Origin of the sequence: Pelomonas margarita, from assembly GCF_043555875.1 — a bacterium.
In the GTDB taxonomy this organism is placed as follows: Bacteria; Pseudomonadota; Gammaproteobacteria; order Burkholderiales; family Burkholderiaceae_C; genus Pelomonas; species Pelomonas margarita.
On record NZ_JBIGHW010000003.1, the window covers coordinates 252,547 to 271,530 of the forward strand.

The following is an 18,984-nucleotide window of genomic DNA, read 5'->3' on the forward strand; positions in this document are numbered from 1 at the left end:
CCCACGCCGTTCAAAGCGACCGCGGCTAGCCCCGATACTTTTCTAGCGCAGTACGGAATGTCGATTTCAAAAAAGGAGAGGAACATGAAGATAAAACTAGCCATTGCAGGGCTTGCTGCCTGTACGGTTCTGTCACTGACGGGCTGTGCCAGCGGCTACCAACAGTTCTATCGCCCCGTCCCAGGCGCAACCGCAGAGGAAATTTCTGCACAACGAGCCGCACCGCCCACTGGTGCACCACTAGTGGAGCGCGCCTCGTCGAGAGTACCGCCAGAGTCGATCGTGGACGCATACGCTCGCAGGGGCTATGTTCTTATCGGCTCGTCTTCCTTCAACAGCGGTAACGCAGAACGAGACGAAGCAGCAATAGAACAGGCGCGCAAGGTCGGCGCCGATCTGGTGGTACTGATTGACCCCAAGTACACAGGCACAGTGACCGGCTCCGTTCCGATTACAACGCCCACCACCACCACCTCGTACACCACAGGTTCCGCCACTGCGTACGGAAGAGGCGGGGCTGTCACCGCAATCGGGAACAGCACCACGACGACGTACGGAACGCAAACTAACTACGTCCCTTTTGCTGTACACCGCAGCGACTATTCAGCTGGCTTCTTCATAAAGCGGCGATAGCAATTCGGCGCCCTCTGGCGAGATCTCAACGATGCTGAACGAAAGACGATTCAGTCCAACAAAGGCGTGGTCGTGCGCACCGTCGTGGAGGGAACGCCTGCGTACTTAGCAGATGTCCTTCCTGACGACATCATCATCGCCGTTGACGGAAATGCCGTACTCGGCCAAGCAGAGCTGAGCCGCTTGCTAACCGAGCGTGCCGGACGCGAAGTGACGTTGACCGTATATCGCAACGGTACACAACGCCCAATAGCGGTTAAGTTGAACTGAACCATGCGTTCTTGAAGTGGAAAGCATGTAGTAAGCGTTTCAAGGCCGCCATGGGCTTCAACTTGTTTTTTCCAAGTGAAGACGCGAGGGCGCCCGCCGCATGAAACAAGGCCCGGCCACCTCGCGGTGCCGGGCCTTGCTGTTGGTGCCGAACGGCGCTGCTTACTTCTTGCGCACCGGCGGCACGTCCGTGCAGGAGCCGTGCGCCACTTCCGCCGCCATGCCCAGGCTCTCGCCCAGCGTGGGGTGCGGGTGGATGGTCTTGCCGATGTCCACCGCATCAGCGCCCATCTCGATGGCCAGCGCGATCTCACCGATCATGTCGCCGGCATGGGTACCGACGATGCCGCCGCCGATGATGCGGTGGCTCTCTTCGTCGAACAGCAGCTTGGTGAAGCCCTCGTCGCGGCCGTTGGCGATGGCGCGGCCCGAGGCCGTCCACGGGAACAGGCCTTTGGTGACCTTGATGCCCTTGGCCTTGGCCTCGTCCTCGGTGATACCCACCCAGGCCACCTCGGGGTCGGTGTAGGCCACGCTCGGGATCACGCGGGCGTCGAACTGGCTCTTCTTGAGCTTGTCGTCACCCAGCAGTTCGCCAGCGCAGACCTCCGCCGCCACATGCCCCTCGTGCACCGCCTTGTGGGCCAGCATGGGCTGGCCGACGATGTCGCCGATGGCGAACACGCTGGCGACGTTTGTGCGCATCTGCACATCCACCGGGATGAAGCCGCGGTCGGTCACGGCCACGCCGGCGTTCTCGGCCGCGATCTTCTTGCCGTTGGGAGTGCGGCCCACGGCCTGCAGCACGAGGTCGTAGCGCTGGGGCTCCTTCGGCGCGCCCTCGCCTTCGAAGGTCACGTAGATGCCGTCGGGCCGGGCTTCAGCCGCCACCGTCTTCGTGTTCAACATGATGTTGTCGAAGCGGTGCTGGTTGAACTTCTGCCAGACCTTGACGAGATCGCGGTCCGCGCCGGTCATCAGCGTGGGCAGCATCTCGACGACATCCAGGCGCGCGCCGAGCGTGGAGTAAACCGTGCCCATTTCCAGACCGATGATGCCGCCGCCGACGATGAGCATCTTCTCGGGCTTGACGCCCATTTCCAGCGCGCCGGTGGAGTCGACGATGCGCGGGTCGTTAGGCAGGAACGGCAGGCGCACGGCCTGCGAACCGGCCGCAATGATGAGACGCTTGAACGCCACGGTCTGCACCGCGCCAGTCTTGGCCTGACCCACGGCACCTTCGGTCGCCTCGACCTTCAGATGCTGGGCATCCAGCAGCGAGCCGACGCCGCGCAGCACCGTCACCTTGCGCATCTTGGCCATGGCCGCCAGGCCGCCGGTCAGCTTGCCCGTCACCTTGTTCTTGTGGGCGCGCAGCTTGGTCGTGTCGACGGTAGGCTCGCCGAAGACGACGCCCAGGTCGGCCATGTGCGAGGCCTCGTCCATGACGGCTGCGACGTGCAGCAGCGCCTTGGACGGGATGCAGCCCACGTTCAGACAGACGCCGCCCAGCGTCGCGTACCGCTCGACGAGGGCGACCTTCAGGCCCAGGTCGGCGGCGCGGAACGCGGCCGAGTAGCCACCGGGGCCGCCACCCAGCACAACGAGGTCGAAGGCCTGGTCCGCGCTGCCGCTGTAGGTGGCGGCAGCGGGGGGCTGCACTGGGGCAGCAGCCGGTGCGGGGGCAGCAGCGACCGGAGCCGGCGCAGGCGCCGCCGCACCATCGGCTTCCAGCGACACGATGACGGAGCCCTTGGCGACCTTGTCGCCCAGCTTGACCTTGATTTCCTTGACCACACCGGCGGCGCTGGAGGGAATCTCCATCGACGCCTTGTCGCTCTCGACGGTGATCAGGCTCTGCTCCACCTTGACGGTGTCGCCGGGCTTGACCAGCACCTCGATGACGCCGACTTCGTCGAAGTCGCCGATGTCGGGAACTTGAACTTCAATGAGTGCCATTGGTCCTGCTCCCGATCACAGCGCGATGCGGCGGAAGTCCGCCAGCAGCGACGCGAAGTAGACGTTGAAGCGCGCGGCTGCGGCGCCGTCGATGACGCGGTGGTCCCAACTCAGCGACAGCGGCAGGATCAGGCGCGGCTGGAAGGCCTTGCCGTCCCACACGGGCTCGATCGAGCTCTTGCAGACGCCCATGATGGCCACTTCCGGCGCGTTGATGATGGGCGTGAAGTACTTGCCACCGATGCCGCCCAGCGACGAGATCGAGAAGCAGCCGCCGCTCATGTCGGCAGGGCCCAGCTTGCCGTCACGTGCCTTCTTGGCCAGCTCCGACATCTCGGCGCTGATCTGGAAGATGCCCTTCTTGTCGGCGTCCTTGATGACGGGTACGACGAGGCCGTTGGGCGTGTCGGCCGCGAAGCCGATGTGGAAGTAGTTCTTCAGGACGAGCGTGTCGCCATCGAGCGAGCTGTTGAACTCGGGGAACTTCTTCAGCGCCGCGACGGCAGCCTTGATCATGAAGGCCAGCATCGTGACCTTGATGCCCGCCTTCTCGTTCTCCTTGTTCAGCTGGACGCGGAAGGCCTCCAGCTCGGTGATGTCCGCGTCGTCATGGTTGGTGACGTGCGGGATGACCACCCAGTTGCGATGCAGGTTGGCGCCCGAGATCTTTTTGATGCGGGACAGTTCCTTGCGCTCGGTGGGGCCGAACTTGTCGAAGTCCACCTTGGGCCAGGCCAGCACGTTCAGGCCGGAACCACCGCCGGCCGCAGCGGCAGGCGCGACGGCCTTCTGCGCAGCGGTCTGCACGGCGCCAGCCATGACGGCCTTCACGAAGCCCTGCACGTCGATCTCGGTGATACGACCCTTGGCGCCGCTGCCCCTGACCTCAGCCAGCGGCACACCCAGCTCGCGGGCGAGCTTGCGGATGCTGGGGGACGCGTGCGGCAGTTGGCCGGTGGGCGCGGTCGGCTGGTGGGCCGGCAGCGCGGCGGCGGGTGCGGCCGACTGAACGGGGGCGGCAGCGGCCGGGGCCGGCGCGGCAGCAGCCGGCGCCGCGGCAGCAACCGCCGGCGCTGCGACAGCAGCACCGCCCACCGTCTTCACGCGGGCCAGGGCCGTGCCCTTGGCGACCTTATCGCCCAGCTTGACCAGCAGCTCCTCGACGACACCGGCCGTAGAGGACGGGATCTCCATCGACGCCTTGTCGCTCTCGACGGTGATGAGGCTCTGCTCCACCTTGACGGTGTCGCCCACCTTCACCAGCACCTCGATGACGGCCACTTCGTCGAAGTCGCCGATGTCCGGCACGACGACGGTGACGCTGCCACCGGCGGCAGCCTGCGCTGCGGCAGGCGCGGCAACCGGGGCGGGCGCAGGCGCCGCAGCCACGGGGGCCGGCGCCGCAGCAGCCGGCGCGGGCGCTGCAGCGGCGGCACCTTCGGCCTCCACCACCACGACGACGCTGCCCTGCTTGACCTTGTCGCCCACGGCGACCTTGATCTCCTTGACCACGCCGGCCTGCGACGACGGGATCTCCATCGATGCCTTGTCGCTCTCCACGGTGATCAGGCTCTGCTCGACCTTGACCGTGTCGCCGACCTTGACCAGCACCTCGATGACGCCGACCTCGTCGAAATCGCCGATGTCGGGAACTTGGACTTCAACCAATGCCATGTCTTGTCTCCCTCGGCTTTACGCGTACAGAGGATTGATCTTGTTGACGTCGATGCCGTACTTGGCGATCGCCTCGGCCACCTTGGTCATCGGGATGGTGCCCTCGTCGGCCAGCGACTTCAGCGCGGCCACGACGATGTAGTGGCGGTTCACCTCGAAGTGGGCGCGCAGCTTGGAGCGGAAGTCCGAGCGGCCGAAGCCGTCGGTGCCCAGCACCTTGTACGAACGACCCTTGGGGATGAAGGCGCGGATCTGCTCCGCATAGTTCTTCATGTAATCGGTAGAGGCGATGACCGGGCCCGTCGTGCGGCCCAGCTGCTGCGTCACGAACGGCACGCAGGCCAGCTCGGTCGGGTGCAGCATGTTCCAGCGCTCGGCGTTCTGGCCGTCGCGGGTCAGCTCGTTGAAGCTCGGGCAGCTCCACACGTTGGCGCTGATGCCCCAGTCTTCTTCCAGCAGGGTCTTGGCGGCCTGGCTTTCGCGCAGGATGGTGCCCGAGCCCAGCAGGTTGACGCTGACGGTCTTGCTCGCGTCCGCCTCTTCCAGCAGGTACATGCCCTTGAGGATCTGCTCCTCGGTGCCGGCCTTCAGGCCCGGCATCGGGTAGTTCTCGTTCAGCAGCGTGATGTAGTAGAAGACGTTTTCCTGATCCTCGACCATGCGCTTGAGGCCGCGCTGCATGATGACCGCCACTTCGTGCGCGAAGGTGGGGTCGTAGGAGATGCAGTTGGGGATGGTGCCGGCCAGGATGTGGCTGTGGCCGTCCTCGTGCTGCAGGCCTTCGCCGTTCAGCGTGGTGCGGCCCGACGTGCCGCCCAGCAGGAAGCCGCGGGCCTGCATGTCGCCCGCCGCCCAGGCCAGGTCACCGATGCGCTGGAAGCCGAACATCGAGTAGTAGACATAGAACGGGATCATCACGCGGTTGTTCGTCGAGTACGACGTCGCCGCAGCGACCCAGCTGGCCATGCCGCCGGCTTCGTTGATGCCTTCCTGCAGGATCTGGCCGGCCTTGTCCTCGCGGTAGTACATGACCTGGTCCTTGTCGACCGGGGTGTACAGCTGACCCTTGGGGTTGTAGATGCCGATCTGGCGGAACAGGCCTTCCATGCCGAAGGTGCGGGCCTCGTCCACCAGGATGGGCACAACGCGCGGACCCAGGGCCTTGTCGCGCAGCAGTTGAGTCAGGAAACGCACATAAGCCTGGGTCGTCGAGATTTCGCGACCTTCGGCGGTCGGGTCCAGCACGGCCTGGAACGTAGCCAGGTCGGGCACGGTGAACTGCTCTTCGGCCTTGGCGCGGCGGCTGGGCAGGTAGCCACCCAGGGCCTGGCGGCGCTCGTGCAGGTAGCGCATCTCCGGGGTGTCGTCGGCCGGCTTGTAGTACGGGATCTTGGGCAGCTCGCTGTCCGGCACCGGGATGTTGAAGCGGTCGCGGATGTACTTGATATCGTCGTCCGTCAGCTTCTTGGTCTGGTGGACGGTGTTCTTGCCCTCACCGGCCTTGCCCATGCCGTAGCCCTTGACGGTCTTGACCAGCAGCACGGTCGGCTGGCCCGTCTTGTTGTTGTGGGCACGTTCGAAGGCGGCATACACCTTCTCGGGCTCATGGCCGCCGCGACGCAGCTCGAAAATCTCGGCGTCGCTCATGTGCTCCACGAGCTTGGCGGTCTCGGGATACTTGCCGAAGAAGTTCTTGCGGATGAAGGCACCGTCGTTGGCCTTCATGGCCTGGTAGTCGCCGTCCAGCGTTTCCATCATCAGCTGCTTCAGCTTGCCGCTCTTGTCGCGTGCCAGCAGCTCGTCCCAGCCCTTGCCCCAGATCAGCTTGATGACGTTCCAGCCGCTACCGCGGAACTCGCCTTCGAGCTCCTGGATGATCTTGCCGTTGCCGCGCACCGGGCCGTCCAGGCGCTGCAGGTTGCAGTTGACGACAAAGACCAGGTTGTCCAGCCCCTCGCGTGCGGCCAGGCCGATGGCGCCCAGGCTTTCCGGCTCGTCCATCTCGCCGTCGCCCATGAAGGCCCAGACCTTGCGGTTCTCGGTGTTGGCGATGCCACGGGCGTGCAGGTACTTCAGGAAGCGCGCCTGGTAGATGGCCATCAAAGGGCCCAGGCCCATCGACACGGTCGGGAACTGCCAGAAGTTGGGCATCAACTTCGGGTGCGGGTAGCTGGACAGGCCCTGGCCATCGACTTCCTGGCGGAAGTTGTCGAGCTGCTCTTCGGTCAGGCGGCCTTCCAGGTACGCGCGGGCATAGACGCCCGGCGCGCTGTGGCCCTGGATGTAGAGGCAGTCACCACCATGGTTCTCGCTCTCGGCGTGCCAGAAGTGGTTAAAGCCGGCACCCAGCATGGAGGCCAGCGACGCGAAGGAGCCGATGTGGCCGCCCAGGTCACCGCCGTCGGCCGGGTTCAGGCGGTTGGCGCGCACGACCATGGCCATCGCGTTCCAGCGCATGTAGGCGCGCAGGCGCTTCTCGATCTGGATGTTGCCGGGGCAGCGGGCTTCGGCCGACGGCTCGATGGTGTTCACGTAGCCGGTGGTGGCCGAGAACGGCAGGTCGATGTTGTGGTGGCGCGCGTGCTCCAGCATCTCCTCGATCAGGAAGTGCGCGCGCTCGGCACCTTCGCGGTCGATGACGGCGGAGAGGGCGTCCAGCCACTCCTTGGTTTCCTGCGGATCGTTGTCGTTCGCGGCGGCGCCGAGAAACTCTTGCGGCTGGGCAGACATGGCCGGTCTCCTACATGAGCCGCCTCTGGCGGGCGGCAGGTACGTTCTGTGAAACGGGGGGGCTTGCAGTGGCGTGCGCGGGCGTCAGGCGCCGCGAGCGGGCGGAGTGTCGCACAGGCCTCTCCGTTTTCTCAAATTGTGCGAGGTCATTTCTCATCGTGAAATCAGAAGCGTAAATACGCGCCCGGATAATTCGGCATGCCCAACGCCTCTCCCGCGCCCAAGCTCCGTGCCCGCAGCCAGCGCCTGCTCGCCCCGCTGCGACGGCTGGTCACCAGCTGGTGGTTCCGGCAGTCGCCGTCACGCCAGGACCGCCTGGCCACGCTGGGCCCACTGATTTCGGTGCTGCTGTTCTTGGCGGCCATCATTTCGGCCTTCTGGTACCTGCGCAATGAAGAGATCGAGCGCGAGACCGAGTCCGTCAAGCGCGACACCGAGATCGCTCAGCAGCAGATCCGCCTGCGCCTGATCGAGAACCAGGAGCAGCTGGTGCGCATCGCCCGCGAGGTGGTCACACGGCAGATCGACGCCCATGAATTCTCCGCGCAGGCGCAGGCGTTCGCGCGCGAGCGCCCCGAGCTGACGCACGTCACCTGGCTCAGCGGCAAGCGCGAGCGCCGCAGCAGCGTCGGCGCGGCCGGCTTCCAGGCTGACGGCCTGATGTCCACCGACGGCAATGACCCGTCCATGCCGGTGCCCAACCAGTCCAACGCGGCAGCCATCGCCTTCGAGGCCGCCAAGGACCGCCGCCAGCCCGTCTACTCGCCACCGTTCACCGACGCCAATGGCATCACGGTCTTCCAGATCCACATCCCGCTGATCGACCGCGGCGGCTTCGCTGGCGTGCTGATCGCCGAGTACACGGTGGAAGCGCTGCTGCGCTATTACGTGCCCAGCGAGGTCGCCACGCGACACAGCATCGCCGTGCTGGACGCGGCCGACCAGGTCGTCGCCAGCACCGTCACGCCCATGCCGGGACAGGTCTTGCGCCGCGCGTCGCTGCTGCACGACGTGCCGCTGGCCCCGGCGCTGAACGGCCTGGTGCTGCGCGGCCAGGGCTGGCGCACGTCCATCGGCCTCATCAACAACGCGCTGTTCTGGCTGGTGCTGGCACTGGCTGGCATGACGGTCTGGATGCTGCTGGGCACCTGGCGCCACATGCGCCGCCGCACGCAGATCCAGAACGCGCTGACGCTGGAGACCAATTTCCGCCGCGCCATGGAGAACTCCATGCTGACCGGCATGCGCGCCATGGACATGGACACGCGCATCACCTACGTGAACCCGGCCTTCTGCGCGATGACCGGCTTCTCCGAGGCCGACCTCGTGGGCCGCACGCCGCCCTACCCCTTCTGGCCCAACGACCGCCGCGAGGAGAACGCCCGCCTGCTGCAGCAGGAGCTGCAGGGCCGCAGCCCGTCCGGCGGCGTGGAGGTCAGGATCCAGCGCAAGGATGGCAGCCTGTTCGACGCCCGCGTCTACGTCTCCCCGCTGGTGGACACCAAGGGCAAGCAGACCGGCTGGATGACCTCGATGACCAACATCACCGAGGCCAAGCGCGTGCGCGATCAGCTGTCCGCGTCGCACGAGCGCTTCACCACCGTGCTGGAAGGGCTGGACGCCGCCGTGTCCGTGCTGTCCGTGCAGCCGCCGGAACTGCTGTTCGCCAACCGCAGCTATCGCCTCTGGTTCGGCGCCGACCCCGCCGGCCACGCGCTGCTGGCGGGCGGCCAACTGGCCGGTACCACCAGCCGGCGCGGCCTGGACGATGGCGCCGACGACGAGGTGGACGACTACTCCGGCCTGCCCGCCGAGGCGCTGACCGACCTGGGCTCCGACCCGCGCGAGGTCTACGTCGAGTCGCTGGCCATGTGGTTCGACGTGCGCGCCCGCTACCTGCAGTGGACCGACGGGCGCCTGGCGCAGATGCTGATCGCCACCGACATCACCATGCGCCGCCACGCCGAGGCGCAGGCGGCACTGCAGGCCGAGAAGGCCCAGGTGACCAGCCGGCTGATGACCATGGGCGAGATGGCCTCCAGCGTCGCGCACGAGCTGAACCAGCCGCTGACCGCCATCACCAACTACTGCAACGGCATGGTCAGCCGCGTGCGCAACGACGCCATCCAGAAGGACGACCTGCTCGCGGCGCTGGAGAAGACCGCCAAGCAGGCCCAGCGCGCCGGCCAGATCATTCACCGCATCCGCAACTTCGTGAAGCGCAGCGAGCCGCAGCGCCAGCCGGCCCATGCCACCGACATCGTCGAGGACGCGGTGGAGCTGGCCGGCATCGAACTGCGCCGCCGCAACGTCGCCATCCACACCTACGTGGCCCAGCGCCTGCCGCAGATGATGGTTGACCCCATCCTCATCGAACAGGTGCTGATGAACCTGCTGAAGAACGCCGCCGAGGCCATCGACAACGCGTCGCTGCCCGCCTCGCGGCGGCACATCGAGCTGCGCGTCGTGCCCAAGCACAGCGCCGAGTTGGGTGGCCACATCGAGTTCTCCGTGACCGACATGGGCCCGGGCCTGCCCGACGAAGTGCTGGCCCGCATGTATGAGGCCTTCTTCTCGACCAAGGCCGACGGCCTGGGCATCGGATTAGGGTTATGCCGGTCTATCGTCGAGTCCCACCAGGGCCGGATAAAAGCCGAGAACCTCTACAATGGTGGCCTTGTCGTTGGGTGCCGATTCGCCTTCACGATCCCGGTCACCATCACCTCAGAACACCTGCGTGCGGACACCTCGGCGGCCAACGCCGGCGGCGCTCAGAGAACAGAACCCACCACACCATGAGCCTGATCCCCAAGAAGGGCAACGTCTACGTTGTCGATGACGACGAAGCAGTCCGCGATTCCCTGCAATGGCTGCTCGAAGGCAAGGACTACCGGGTCAAGTGCTTCGACTCCGCCGAGTCCTTCCTGACCCGCTACGACCCGCGCGAGGTGGCCTGCCTGATCGCCGACATCCGCATGGATGGCATGACCGGCCTGGAGCTACAGGACCGCCTCATCGAGCGCAAGAGCCCGCTGCCCATCGTCTTCATCACCGGCCATGGCGACGTGCCCATGGCCGTGCAGACAATGAAGAAGGGCGCGATGGACTTCATCGAGAAGCCCTTCAAGGAAGAAGAACTGCTGGCCCTCGTGGAGCGCATGCTCGACCAGGCTCGCGAGGCTTTCTCCAGCCACCAGGAAGCCGCCAGCCGCGACGCGCTGCTGGCCCGCTTGACCACGCGCGAGGCCCAAGTGCTGGAGCGCATCGTCGCCGGCCGCCTGAACAAGCAGATCGCCGATGACCTGGGCATCAGCATCAAGACCGTGGAGGCGCACCGCGCCAACATCATGGAGAAGCTCAACGCCAACACCGTGGCCGACCTGCTCAAGATCGCGCTGGGTGCCACGGCGAAGGCCTGATCCACCCGCTCACACACAGAGGCCGCTGCACGCGGCCTCTTTGCATTTAGGAGTTTGAACATGACCGCCCAACTGATCGACGGCCTCGCCCTCGCCAAGCAGACCCGCACCGACGTGGCCACCCGCGCCGCCGCCCTCACCGCCCAGGGCAAGCGCCCGGGTCTGGCCGTCGTGCTGGTGGGTGACAACCCGGCCAGCCAGGTCTATGTGCGCAACAAGGTCAAGGCCTGCGAAGAAGCCGGCATCCACTCGGTGCTGGAAAAGTACGACGCGACCATGACCGAGGCCGAGCTGCTGGCCCGCGTCGATGCGCTGAACAACGACCCGACGATTCACGGCATCCTCGTGCAGCTGCCGCTGCCCAAGCACATCGACGACCACAAGGTCATCGAGGCCATCTCACCCGCCAAGGACGTGGACGGCTTCCACGTCGCCAGCGCCGGCGCGCTGATGGTGGGCGAGCAAGGCTTCAAGGCCTGCACACCCTATGGCTGCATGAAGATGCTGGAGAGCATCGGCATGGGCAACCTCAAGGGCAAGCACGCCGTCGTCATCGGCCGCAGCAACATCGTCGGCAAGCCCATGGCCATGATGCTGTTGGCTGCCAACGCCACCGTCACCGTCTGCCACAGCGGCACGGCCGACCTGGGCGCCATGACCCGCCAGGCCGACGTCATCGTCGCCGCCGTCGGCAAGCGCAACGTGCTGACGGCCGACATGGTCAAGCCTGGTGCCGTCGTCATCGACGTGGGCATGAACCGCAATGACGAGGGCAAGCTCTGCGGCGACGTCGACTTCGACGGCGTGAAGGAAGTGGCCGGCTGGATCACCCCCGTGCCGGGTGGGGTCGGTCCGATGACCATCGCCATGCTGCTGGTCAACACGCTCGAATCTGCAGAACGCGCCGCAGGCTAGGCCCACCCCCTACCGGCTTCGCCGCCTTCCCCTCAAAGGGGGCGCCGCCAGTGGCCCGGCAAAGTCGGTTCCACGGCGGCCGCGCGATGGCCGGCCCGCAACGCGGCCGGCTTGAAATCTGCGCGAGACTCAACACATGGCTGAAATGACCAATCCCCTGCTGTCCACCGCCGCCCTGCCCGACTTCGCGGCCATCCAGCCCGAGCATGTACGGCCCGCTGTTCAACAACTGCTCGCCGCGGCGCAAGCCGCGCTCGATGAGGCCGTGAAACCCGAGACACCGGCCGACTACGACGCGCTGTCGCGCATCCTGGACACCGCCACCGAGCAGCTGGGCACGGCCTGGGGAGCCGTGGGCCACCTGAACGCGGTCGCCGACACGCCGGCACTGCGCGAGGCTTACAACGCCATGCTGCCGGCCGTCACCGAGTTCTACACGGCCATGGGCGCCAACGAGGCGCTGTTCGCCAAGTACAAGGCCGTGCTGGCCGCCCAGGGCGAGCGCCTGAGCGCGCCGCGCCGACAGGCGCTGAAGCACGCAGTGCGCGACTTCGTGCTGTCCGGCGCCGAGCTGCAAGGCGAGGCCCGCACACGCTACGCCGCCATCCAGGAACGCAGCGCCGAACTGCAGCAACAGTTCAGCGAGCATGTGATGGACGCCACCGACGGCTGGCACCACATCGCATCGGCAGAAGACCTGGCCGGCGTGCCGCAGGACGTGCTGGACGCCACCCGCCTGGACGACGGCGGGCACAAGCTCACGCTGCACTTCCCGGTCTACTTGCCGGTGATGCAGTACGCCGAGAACCGCGCGCTGCGCGAGACGCTCTACCGCGCCTACGTGACACGCGCGAGCGAGGCCGGCAAGCCCGAATGGGACAACACCGCCGCCATGCGCGAGATCGTGGCCCTGCGCCAGGAAGAAGCCCGGCTGCTGGGCTATGCCAGCTTTGCCGAAGTGTCGCTGGCGCCCAACATGGCCTCGTCGCCCGCCGAGGTCACGAGCTTCCTGCGCGACCTCGCCCGCCGCGCGCGCCCCTTCGCCGAGAAGGACCTGGCCGAGCTGCGCGAGTTCAGCCGCGGACAGCCGCTGGAGAGCTGGGACGTCTCCTACTGGAGCGAAAAGCTCAAGGAGGCCCGCTACGCCTTCAGCGACCAGACGGTCAAGCAGTACTTCACGGCGCCCAAGGTCGTGGCCGGCCTGTTCAGCATCATCGAGCGGCTGTTCTCGGTGCAGATCACAGAAGCCGCCGCGCCCGTCTGGCACGACACGGTGCGCTACTTCCAGCTCAGCCGCGCCGGTCAGCCCGTGGCCGGCTTCTACCTGGACCTCTACGCCCGCCCGGGCAAGCGGCCGGGCGCCTGGATGGACGGCGTGCGCAGCCGCTGGCTCAAGCCCACGGGCGAGCAGCAGCTGCCGGTGGCGCACCTGGTGTGCAACTTCGCCAGCCCCGTCGGCGACAAACCTGCGCTGCTGACGCACGACGACGTCATCACGCTGTTCCATGAGTTCGGCCACGGCCTGCACCACATGCTGACGCAGGTGAACGACCTGGGCGTGTCCGGCATTTCCGGCGTGGAATGGGACGCCGTCGAGCTGCCCAGCCAGTTCATGGAGAACTTCTGCTGGGAATGGGACGTGCTGCAGCAGCTGAGCGGCCATGTGGACAGCGCTGAGCCGCTGCCGCGCGAGCTGTTCGACAAAATGATCGCGGCCAAGAACTTCCAGAGCGGCCTGCAGACGCTGCGCCAGATCGAGTTCTCGCTGTTCGACATGCGACTGCACGGCGAGCCGGGCGCCGAGGCCGACGTGCAGCGTGTCCTGGATGAGGTGCGGGCCGAGGTGGCCGTCCTCGTGCCGCCGGCCTTCAACCGCTTCCAGCACAGCTTCAGCCACATCTTTGCGGGCGGCTACGCGGCGGGCTACTACAGCTACAAGTGGGCCGAGCTGCTGAGCGCGGACGCCTGGAGCGCCTTCGAGGAGGAAGGCGTGTTCAACGCCGCCACGGGCCAGCGCTTCCTGGCCGAGGTGCTGGCGCAGGGCGGCGCGCGCGACGCGATCGACAACTTCAAGGCCTTCCGTGGCCGCGAGCCGCAGATCGACGCGCTGCTGCGCCACCAAGGCATGGCCTGAGGAAGCGCCGGACGGGCCTTCGCGCGCTGCGCATCCCTGCTTTGGGCGGTCTGCTGCGTTGCGAATGCTCGCCATAGCCCGAGCTATGGCTGTGCTTCGCGCCTTGCAGCCCATCCCAAACCAGGGCGCGCCGCATCGCGCAGGCCCGCCCGACGCTCCCTTGACGTTTCCTTCACGCCCCGGCAACTAAGCTGGTGCCCAAGGAGACCTGCCCATGAACCGCATCCTGGTCGTCGAGGACCACGCGCCGCTGCGCGACCAGATCGCGGCGCTGCTGCTGGCGGCCGGCTGGGCGGTGGAGGAAGCCAGCGACGGCCGCCTGGGCCTGCAGCTGGCGCTGGCACAGCCGCCCGACGTGCTGCTGCTGGATCTCGGCCTGCCGGGTCTAGACGGCGTGGCGCTGTGCCAGCGGCTGCGCGAGCAGGCCGACAGGCATGTGCCCGTGCTGATGCTCACCGCCCGGGACAGCCTGGACGACAAGCGCCAGGGCTTCGGCGCCGGCGCGGATGACTACCTGCTCAAGCCCTTCGCCAGCGAGGAGCTGCTGTGGCGCTGCCAGGCGCTGGCGCGGCGCGGCGAGCTGGGTCGCAGCCCAGTGCTCCGCTGCGGGCCGCTGCGCATCGACCGGCGCAGCGCTGAGGTGTGCGGTACGGCGGGCCAGGTCTTGCCCCTACCGCCCCAGGCCTACCGGCTGCTGCTGGTGCTGGCCGAGGCCTGGCCGCGCACGGTGAGCCGCAGCGAGCTGCACCAGCAGCTGTGGGCCGACGAGCCACCCGAGTCCGACGCGCTGCGCAGTCACCTCTACACGCTGCGCCAGGCACTGGGCCCCGACCAGGGGCTGGTGAAGACGGTGCACGGCGTCGGCCTGCGACTGAGCCCGCCCGCATGACGCCCGTCTACAAGCCCCGGCTGCAGCGCCGCCTGGTGCTCGCCTTCAGCGGCTATGCGCTGGCCGTGTGCACGCTGTTCGGGATGTTCGCGCTGGCGCTGGCCTATGCCGTGGAGGACGAGTTTTTCGAGGGCGCGCTGCGCCAGGAGGCCCAGCGCCAGCTGGCGCATCGCGCGCAACACGGCGACTGGGGTACACCGGCTCAGAACTTCATCCGCCTGTACCGCCACCCCGCTGAGCTGCCCGACGACCTTGCCCAGGCGCGTGCACGCGCCGATCACCCGGGCCAGCGCGAATTCACCGGCAGCCAGGGCCGCCACTACCACCTCCGCCTGCTGGACGATAACGGCGGCGCGCTGCTGGTAGCCGAGGTCAGCGGGCAGCTCGTGGTGCGGCCTCTGCGCGACCGCCTGCTCGCGTGGCTGGCGTTGGGTGGCGGCGGCGCCACCGTGCTCGCGCTGGCGCTGGGCGCCTGGCTGGCGCGGCGCAGCAGCGCACCGCTGGCGCGCCTGGCCGAGCGTGTGGCGCAGAGCCGCCCCGAGGACTTGCCGGTGGACCTGGCAGGCTCCACCCAGACCCGGGAGGACGAGGTCGCCCGCCTCGCCCGCCACCTGGACGAGCTCAACCAGCGAACGCGCGACTTCATCGCCCGCGAGCAGGCCTTCACGCGCGATGCCAGCCACGAGCTGCGCACGCCGCTGGCCGTGCTGGCCATGGCCAGCGAGGCGCTGCGGCGCGACGCCTCACCCGCGCAGCAGCCTGTCCTGACCACGCTGGACGCGGCCATCGCGCAGCTGCAGCAGACGGTGGCCCTGCTGCTGGCGCTGGCGCGCGAGGACGCACCGGGCCTGGCGGTCGCGCTGCCGCTGTTGCCCCAGGTGGAGCAGGTGGTGCTGGCCCATGCGCCGCTGCTGGACCGGCACGGCATCGAGCTGAGCGTGGACGTACCGCCAGGGCTCACGCGCTGCTGGCCGCCCGCCCTCACCCAGCTGCTGCTGGCCAACCTGCTGGCCAACGCCCTGGCCCACCGGGGCTCGCCCGGTATCCATATCGAGGCGGACGCGCACACGCTCAGCCTCGTCAACGCCAGTGCCGCGCCGCCGGCGGCGCTGCTACAACCCGACGCCGCCGGCCGCGACGCGGGCATGAAGGGCGAGGCTAGCGCGGGCCTGGGGCTGGGGCTGTCCATCGTGCGCCGGCTGGCCGAGCGCCATGGCCTGGCGCTGACGCTGAGCCACGACGCCGGGCTGACCCGCGTGAGCCTCACGGACCGCCCCCGCTGAAGCGGGAACGCCGTCCTCACGTCTTCTTCACGCGCCGCCGCGCAGACTGGCGGCCATGACACGCAACAAGATTGGCAAGTTCATGGCTGGCCTGCTCGGCATCGCCGCTCTCGCGGGCGCGCTCTGGTGGGGCCTGTTCGGCCTCAAGCCGCAAGACCCCTCGCCCGCCGCACTGCAGGCGCGCCATGCCCATGCGCCGCAATCGGCCTTGCAGGTGCAGCTGGGCGAGGTCCAGGTCTTGCCAGGCGGGCACCGCGCGCAGTCGCTGCGCTTTCGCAGCTTCGACGGGCAGCAGACCATGGGCAGCATCGTCTATCCCGCTCAGGCCGCCGGCCCGGTGCCACTGCTGCTGGGCCTGCACGCCATGGGCCGCAACCACCACCGCATGCTGCAGGCCGAGTTCAAGGGGCGGCCTACGGTCGAGCGCACACATGAGGTTGCCGCCCTGGCGCTGGCCCGCGGCCATGCCGTGCTGGCACTGGATGCGCGCGAGCACGGCGAGCGCAAGAACCCCGAGCACACGGTGCTGGACATCATGAACGACCTTCACTGGTGGGGCCGGCGCGAGCCCTACGAGCGCATGCTGATCGACACGGTCAAGGACTACCGCGCGGTGCTGGACTGGGCCGTGCAGCAACCCGGCATCGCGCCGACCGGCGTCCGCGTGGCCGGCTACAGCATGGGAGCCCAGATGGCCCTGCTGCTGGGCGCACTGGATGCCCGCATCACCGCCGTGGCAGCCGTAGTGCCGCCGCATGTGGACGACAAGCTCGCGTTCGTGTCGCCACGGCGGCTGCGCGACGGGCTGGCCGGCAAGCGCGTGTGGCTGCTGACAGCCGACGACGACGAGTACGCCAGCGCCGCCGACAATCAGGCGCTGTTCGAAGCCCTGCCCGGCACCGACAAGCGCCACCTGCGATTCGCAGGCGGCCACCTGCTGCCGGCGCACTACGTCGAGTCTCTGCGCGACTGGTTCTGAGCGCCTGCTACAACAGCGGTCCCGGCGCGAGGCGCCCCAACCGCTCACGCACCCCATGCGCACCATCGCCCTCTGGCGCGGCATCAACGTCGGCAAGGCCAAGCGCCTGGCCATGGCGGATCTCAAAACCCTGCTCGCCTCGCTGGGCGCCACGCAGGTGAACACGCTGCTGAACAGCGGCAATGCGGTGTTCGACATGCACGGCCGCGTGAGCGCCGACCGCATACGCAACGCCGTGCACGAGCGGCTCGGCGTGGACGCGGCAGTCATCCTGAAGACGGCCGCCGAGTGGGCCGCCATCGCGGCGGCGCCGCCGCTGGCCGGCGCAGACGATCCCAGCCGGCTGCTGGTGGCCATCACCGCGAGCGACGCCGCGCTGCAGGCCGCCGCTGCCATCGTCACGGCCGACGGCGAGCAGTTCGTCGTGACGCCGCACGCTGCCTACCTGTGGTGCGGCAACGGCATCCTGCAAAGCAAAGCTGCGGTGCAGTTGCTCAAGCAGCTGGGCGATGCCGGCACCACCCGCAACTGGGCCACGGTGCAGAAGCTGCACGCGCTGGCGCAGGCGCCCGCATGACGCCAGGGGCCGCTCAGCGCGGCGATGATGCTGCCTCGAAGCCCAACAGCCCATCTGCCACATCCTTGCCGTGGCGGCGTTCGATCTCGGCGCGCATCACGCCGTTGTAGCCCTCGGCATAGGCCGTGGTCAGCGGCGTGACCTGCTCGCTGTGAGTGAGCCAGTCCACGCCATAGCGCTGCTTCATGCGCACGGCGCGCGCCGTCTCGGCCTTGCCCGGTGCCGGGCCCACACGCAGCAGCTTCAGCGCGCCGGCCTTCACGTCATTGCGCGCCCACGCCTCGCCCCGCTCGCGCGACAGCGCCGGTGTGCCCAGCCGCAGGTCGACCGTGGCCACCAGTTGGCGCTCGCCGCCGTCGTCACCCAGGTCCAGCACGCCGAACTCGCTGAACATGTGCAACACCAGCCCGGCCGCCGCGATCGCGGCCAGCACCGCCACGACGTGGATCTTGCGCACCCCTCGGGGGCGCTGCCATTTGGGCTCGACGAACTCAGACAGCAGCGCCATGCGTCACCCCCGTCATCCCGCCTGTTGCAGCCCGCCTGTGTGCATTCATCGCATCAACTCCTTAGGCGCCGATTTTCCGCCAGCGGCGCCAATGCCGCACGCACACGTTCGCGCCAGGCCACCTGCTCGTGCTGAGGCCAGTCGGGCCAGCGCCCGGCCTCGGCCTCCAGCGCCGCCGCCACAGGCGCCAGCGCCGCATCGCCGGACACCGCCGCGGCCAGGCTCAACTGCGCCAGCCATTCCTGCGCCTGGCGCACGCGCGGATAGGCCGCGAACAGCCAACGCGCCACCTCGGGCCGGGCGCGCCAGTCGGCATCACCAAAGCGCTCGCGCGCCAGGGCCGTGAGGCGCTGGCCGGCACCCAGGCAATCGAAGGCAACGCAGCCGCTGAAGCCCTGCGGGATCAGCTCGGCATGAATGCCGCAGCGGTGGTCGTCACACAGGTGGCGGCAAGGCGTCTCAGCCGGCTTGTCGAAGCCGAAGCCCTGCACGGCGTCAAACGGCGGGATCACGCAGCACAGCGCCACGCACGCCGAACAATCGGCCCGCAGATGGGGCGCCAGCGCGATCACGCTGCCCCGTCCGCGAGGCTCACCATCCAGCCCACGCCGAAGCGGTCGCTCACCATGCCGAACAGCGGCGACCAGAAGGTCTTGCCCAGCGGCATGCTCACTTGGCCGCCCTCGGACAGCGCCGCGAACACCGCCCGCGCAGCGGCTTCATCGGCAAAGTCCAGCGACAGCGAGAAGCCCTTGAAGCCGCCCTCGCCGCTGTAGACATCGTCAGACACCATGACCCGCGCCTCGCCGATGCACAGCGACGCATGCATGATCTTGTGCGCCGAGCCCGGCGGCAGCGTGCCCTCGGGCGGCGGCTCCGGGCTGTCGCCGTAGCGCATCATGAATTCGACGGTGGCGCCCAACGCCTGCTGGTAGAACGCGATGGCTGCCTCGCACTGGCCATCGAAGAACAGGTAAGGCTCGACTTTCATGGTGCGCTCCGGTGAATGGGTGG

The 18,984-nt window shown here is 67.9% G+C and carries 16 protein-coding genes; 10 read left to right on the plus strand and 6 right to left on the minus strand.

The window, feature by feature from the left end:
- Nucleotides 1-84: 84 nt before the first annotated feature.
- Together ACG0Z3_RS07115 and ACG0Z3_RS07120 are read left to right on the plus strand one after the other, a co-directional pair.
- Nucleotides 85-633: a hypothetical protein gene (locus tag ACG0Z3_RS07115; protein ID WP_394396563.1), complete on the plus strand. Its 549-nt coding sequence runs from the start codon at nucleotides 85-87 to the stop codon at nucleotides 631-633.
- A gap of 48 nt (nucleotides 634-681) precedes the next feature.
- Complete coding sequence (locus tag ACG0Z3_RS07120) at nucleotides 682-903, plus strand: PDZ domain-containing protein (protein ID WP_394396850.1); 222 nt, start codon at nucleotides 682-684, stop codon at nucleotides 901-903.
- Between the two features lie 162 nt (nucleotides 904-1,065).
- Here the strand turns inward: ACG0Z3_RS07120 and lpdA are convergent, their stop codons facing one another.
- From lpdA to aceE, 3 genes are read right to left on the minus strand one after another with little or no spacing between them, the layout of a single operon-like run.
- Nucleotides 1,066-2,862 (minus strand): dihydrolipoyl dehydrogenase, encoded by a 1,797-nt coding sequence (lpdA, locus tag ACG0Z3_RS07125; protein WP_394396564.1) that lies wholly within the window; start codon nucleotides 2,860-2,862, stop codon nucleotides 1,066-1,068.
- A gap of 15 nt (nucleotides 2,863-2,877) precedes the next feature.
- On the minus strand, nucleotides 2,878-4,536 hold the full coding sequence (gene aceF / locus ACG0Z3_RS07130; RefSeq protein ID WP_394396565.1) for a dihydrolipoyllysine-residue acetyltransferase: 1,659 nt from the start codon (nucleotides 4,534-4,536) through the stop codon (nucleotides 2,878-2,880).
- Nucleotides 4,537-4,554: 18 nt separating this feature from the next.
- Nucleotides 4,555-7,266: a pyruvate dehydrogenase (acetyl-transferring), homodimeric type gene (gene aceE / locus ACG0Z3_RS07135; protein ID WP_394396567.1), complete on the minus strand. Its 2,712-nt coding sequence runs from the start codon at nucleotides 7,264-7,266 to the stop codon at nucleotides 4,555-4,557.
- A gap of 198 nt (nucleotides 7,267-7,464) precedes the next feature.
- Between aceE and ACG0Z3_RS07140 the strand changes: the two genes are divergently transcribed.
- The 8 genes from ACG0Z3_RS07140 to ACG0Z3_RS07175 all read left to right on the plus strand — a co-directional run bounded on the left by ACG0Z3_RS07140 (nucleotide 7,465) and on the right by ACG0Z3_RS07175 (nucleotide 17,462).
- Nucleotides 7,465-10,065, plus strand: coding sequence for a PAS domain S-box protein (locus ACG0Z3_RS07140; protein WP_394396569.1), 2,601 nt, complete (start codon nucleotides 7,465-7,467; stop codon nucleotides 10,063-10,065).
- Nucleotides 10,062-10,685, plus strand: a complete 624-nt coding sequence (locus ACG0Z3_RS07145) for a response regulator transcription factor (protein WP_348011669.1) — start codon at nucleotides 10,062-10,064, stop codon at nucleotides 10,683-10,685. The genes ACG0Z3_RS07140 and ACG0Z3_RS07145 overlap by 4 nt, the downstream gene beginning before the upstream one ends.
- Nucleotides 10,686-10,745: 60 nt before the next feature.
- A complete protein-coding gene (folD, locus tag ACG0Z3_RS07150) occupies nucleotides 10,746-11,600 on the plus strand; it encodes a bifunctional methylenetetrahydrofolate dehydrogenase/methenyltetrahydrofolate cyclohydrolase FolD (protein WP_394396570.1) in 855 nt (284 codons plus the stop codon).
- Between the two features lie 145 nt (nucleotides 11,601-11,745).
- On the plus strand, nucleotides 11,746-13,734 hold the full coding sequence (locus ACG0Z3_RS07155; protein ID WP_394396571.1) for a M3 family metallopeptidase: 1,989 nt from the start codon (nucleotides 11,746-11,748) through the stop codon (nucleotides 13,732-13,734).
- Nucleotides 13,735-13,948: 214 nt separating this feature from the next.
- Nucleotides 13,949-14,623 (plus strand): response regulator transcription factor, encoded by a 675-nt coding sequence (locus tag ACG0Z3_RS07160; RefSeq protein WP_394396573.1) that lies wholly within the window; start codon nucleotides 13,949-13,951, stop codon nucleotides 14,621-14,623.
- The gene (locus tag ACG0Z3_RS07165) at nucleotides 14,620-15,906 is read left to right on the plus strand and encodes a sensor histidine kinase (protein WP_394396575.1); all 1,287 of its coding nucleotides are present in this window, start codon (nucleotides 14,620-14,622) and stop codon (nucleotides 15,904-15,906) included. Before ACG0Z3_RS07160 ends, ACG0Z3_RS07165 begins: the two co-directional genes overlap by 4 nt.
- 55 nt (nucleotides 15,907-15,961) lie before the next feature.
- Nucleotides 15,962-16,885, plus strand: a complete 924-nt coding sequence (locus ACG0Z3_RS07170) for a dienelactone hydrolase family protein (protein ID WP_394396576.1) — start codon at nucleotides 15,962-15,964, stop codon at nucleotides 16,883-16,885.
- 55 nt (nucleotides 16,886-16,940) lie between these two features.
- Nucleotides 16,941-17,462 (plus strand): DUF1697 domain-containing protein, encoded by a 522-nt coding sequence (locus tag ACG0Z3_RS07175; protein WP_394396578.1) that lies wholly within the window; start codon nucleotides 16,941-16,943, stop codon nucleotides 17,460-17,462.
- A 13-nt stretch (nucleotides 17,463-17,475) separates the two neighbouring features.
- Here ACG0Z3_RS07175 and ACG0Z3_RS07180 read toward each other — a convergent pair whose 3' ends face one another.
- From ACG0Z3_RS07180 to ACG0Z3_RS07190, 3 genes are read right to left on the minus strand one after another with little or no spacing between them, the layout of a single operon-like run.
- Entirely contained in the window at nucleotides 17,476-17,970 is a 495-nt protein-coding gene (locus ACG0Z3_RS07180; RefSeq protein ID WP_394396579.1) for a hypothetical protein, read from the minus strand.
- 53 nt (nucleotides 17,971-18,023) lie between these two features.
- Nucleotides 18,024-18,482 (minus strand): hypothetical protein, encoded by a 459-nt coding sequence (locus ACG0Z3_RS07185; RefSeq protein WP_394396580.1) that lies wholly within the window; start codon nucleotides 18,480-18,482, stop codon nucleotides 18,024-18,026.
- 56 nt (nucleotides 18,483-18,538) lie between these two features.
- Nucleotides 18,539-18,961, minus strand: coding sequence for a VOC family protein (locus tag ACG0Z3_RS07190; protein WP_394396582.1), 423 nt, complete (start codon nucleotides 18,959-18,961; stop codon nucleotides 18,539-18,541).
- Nucleotides 18,962-18,984: the final 23 nt, after the last annotated feature.

What these genes read in the sequence shown, in the direction of transcription:
- ACG0Z3_RS07160 (WP_394396573.1), top strand. Translation starts at nt 13,949, where the DNA reads ATGAACCGCATCCTGGTCGTCGAGGACCACGCGCCGCTGCGCGACCAG.
- aceF (WP_394396565.1), bottom strand. Translation starts at nt 4,536, where the DNA reads ATGGCATTGGTTGAAGTCCAAGTTCCCGACATCGGCGATTTCGACGAG.
- aceE (WP_394396567.1), bottom strand. Translation starts at nt 7,266, where the DNA reads ATGTCTGCCCAGCCGCAAGAGTTTCTCGGCGCCGCCGCGAACGACAAC.
- ACG0Z3_RS07115 (WP_394396563.1), top strand. Translation starts at nt 85, where the DNA reads ATGAAGATAAAACTAGCCATTGCAGGGCTTGCTGCCTGTACGGTTCTG.
- ACG0Z3_RS07140 (WP_394396569.1), top strand. Translation starts at nt 7,465, where the DNA reads ATGCCCAACGCCTCTCCCGCGCCCAAGCTCCGTGCCCGCAGCCAGCGC.
- folD (WP_394396570.1), top strand. Translation starts at nt 10,746, where the DNA reads ATGACCGCCCAACTGATCGACGGCCTCGCCCTCGCCAAGCAGACCCGC.
- lpdA (WP_394396564.1), bottom strand. Translation starts at nt 2,862, where the DNA reads ATGGCACTCATTGAAGTTCAAGTTCCCGACATCGGCGACTTCGACGAA.
- ACG0Z3_RS07190 (WP_394396582.1), bottom strand. Translation starts at nt 18,961, where the DNA reads ATGAAAGTCGAGCCTTACCTGTTCTTCGATGGCCAGTGCGAGGCAGCC.
- ACG0Z3_RS07145 (WP_348011669.1), top strand. Translation starts at nt 10,062, where the DNA reads ATGAGCCTGATCCCCAAGAAGGGCAACGTCTACGTTGTCGATGACGAC.
- ACG0Z3_RS07155 (WP_394396571.1), top strand. Translation starts at nt 11,746, where the DNA reads ATGACCAATCCCCTGCTGTCCACCGCCGCCCTGCCCGACTTCGCGGCC.
- ACG0Z3_RS07180 (WP_394396579.1), bottom strand. Translation starts at nt 17,970, where the DNA reads ATGGCGCTGCTGTCTGAGTTCGTCGAGCCCAAATGGCAGCGCCCCCGA.
- ACG0Z3_RS07170 (WP_394396576.1), top strand. Translation starts at nt 15,962, where the DNA reads ATGACACGCAACAAGATTGGCAAGTTCATGGCTGGCCTGCTCGGCATC.
- ACG0Z3_RS07175 (WP_394396578.1), top strand. Translation starts at nt 16,941, where the DNA reads ATGCGCACCATCGCCCTCTGGCGCGGCATCAACGTCGGCAAGGCCAAG.
- ACG0Z3_RS07165 (WP_394396575.1), top strand. Translation starts at nt 14,620, where the DNA reads ATGACGCCCGTCTACAAGCCCCGGCTGCAGCGCCGCCTGGTGCTCGCC.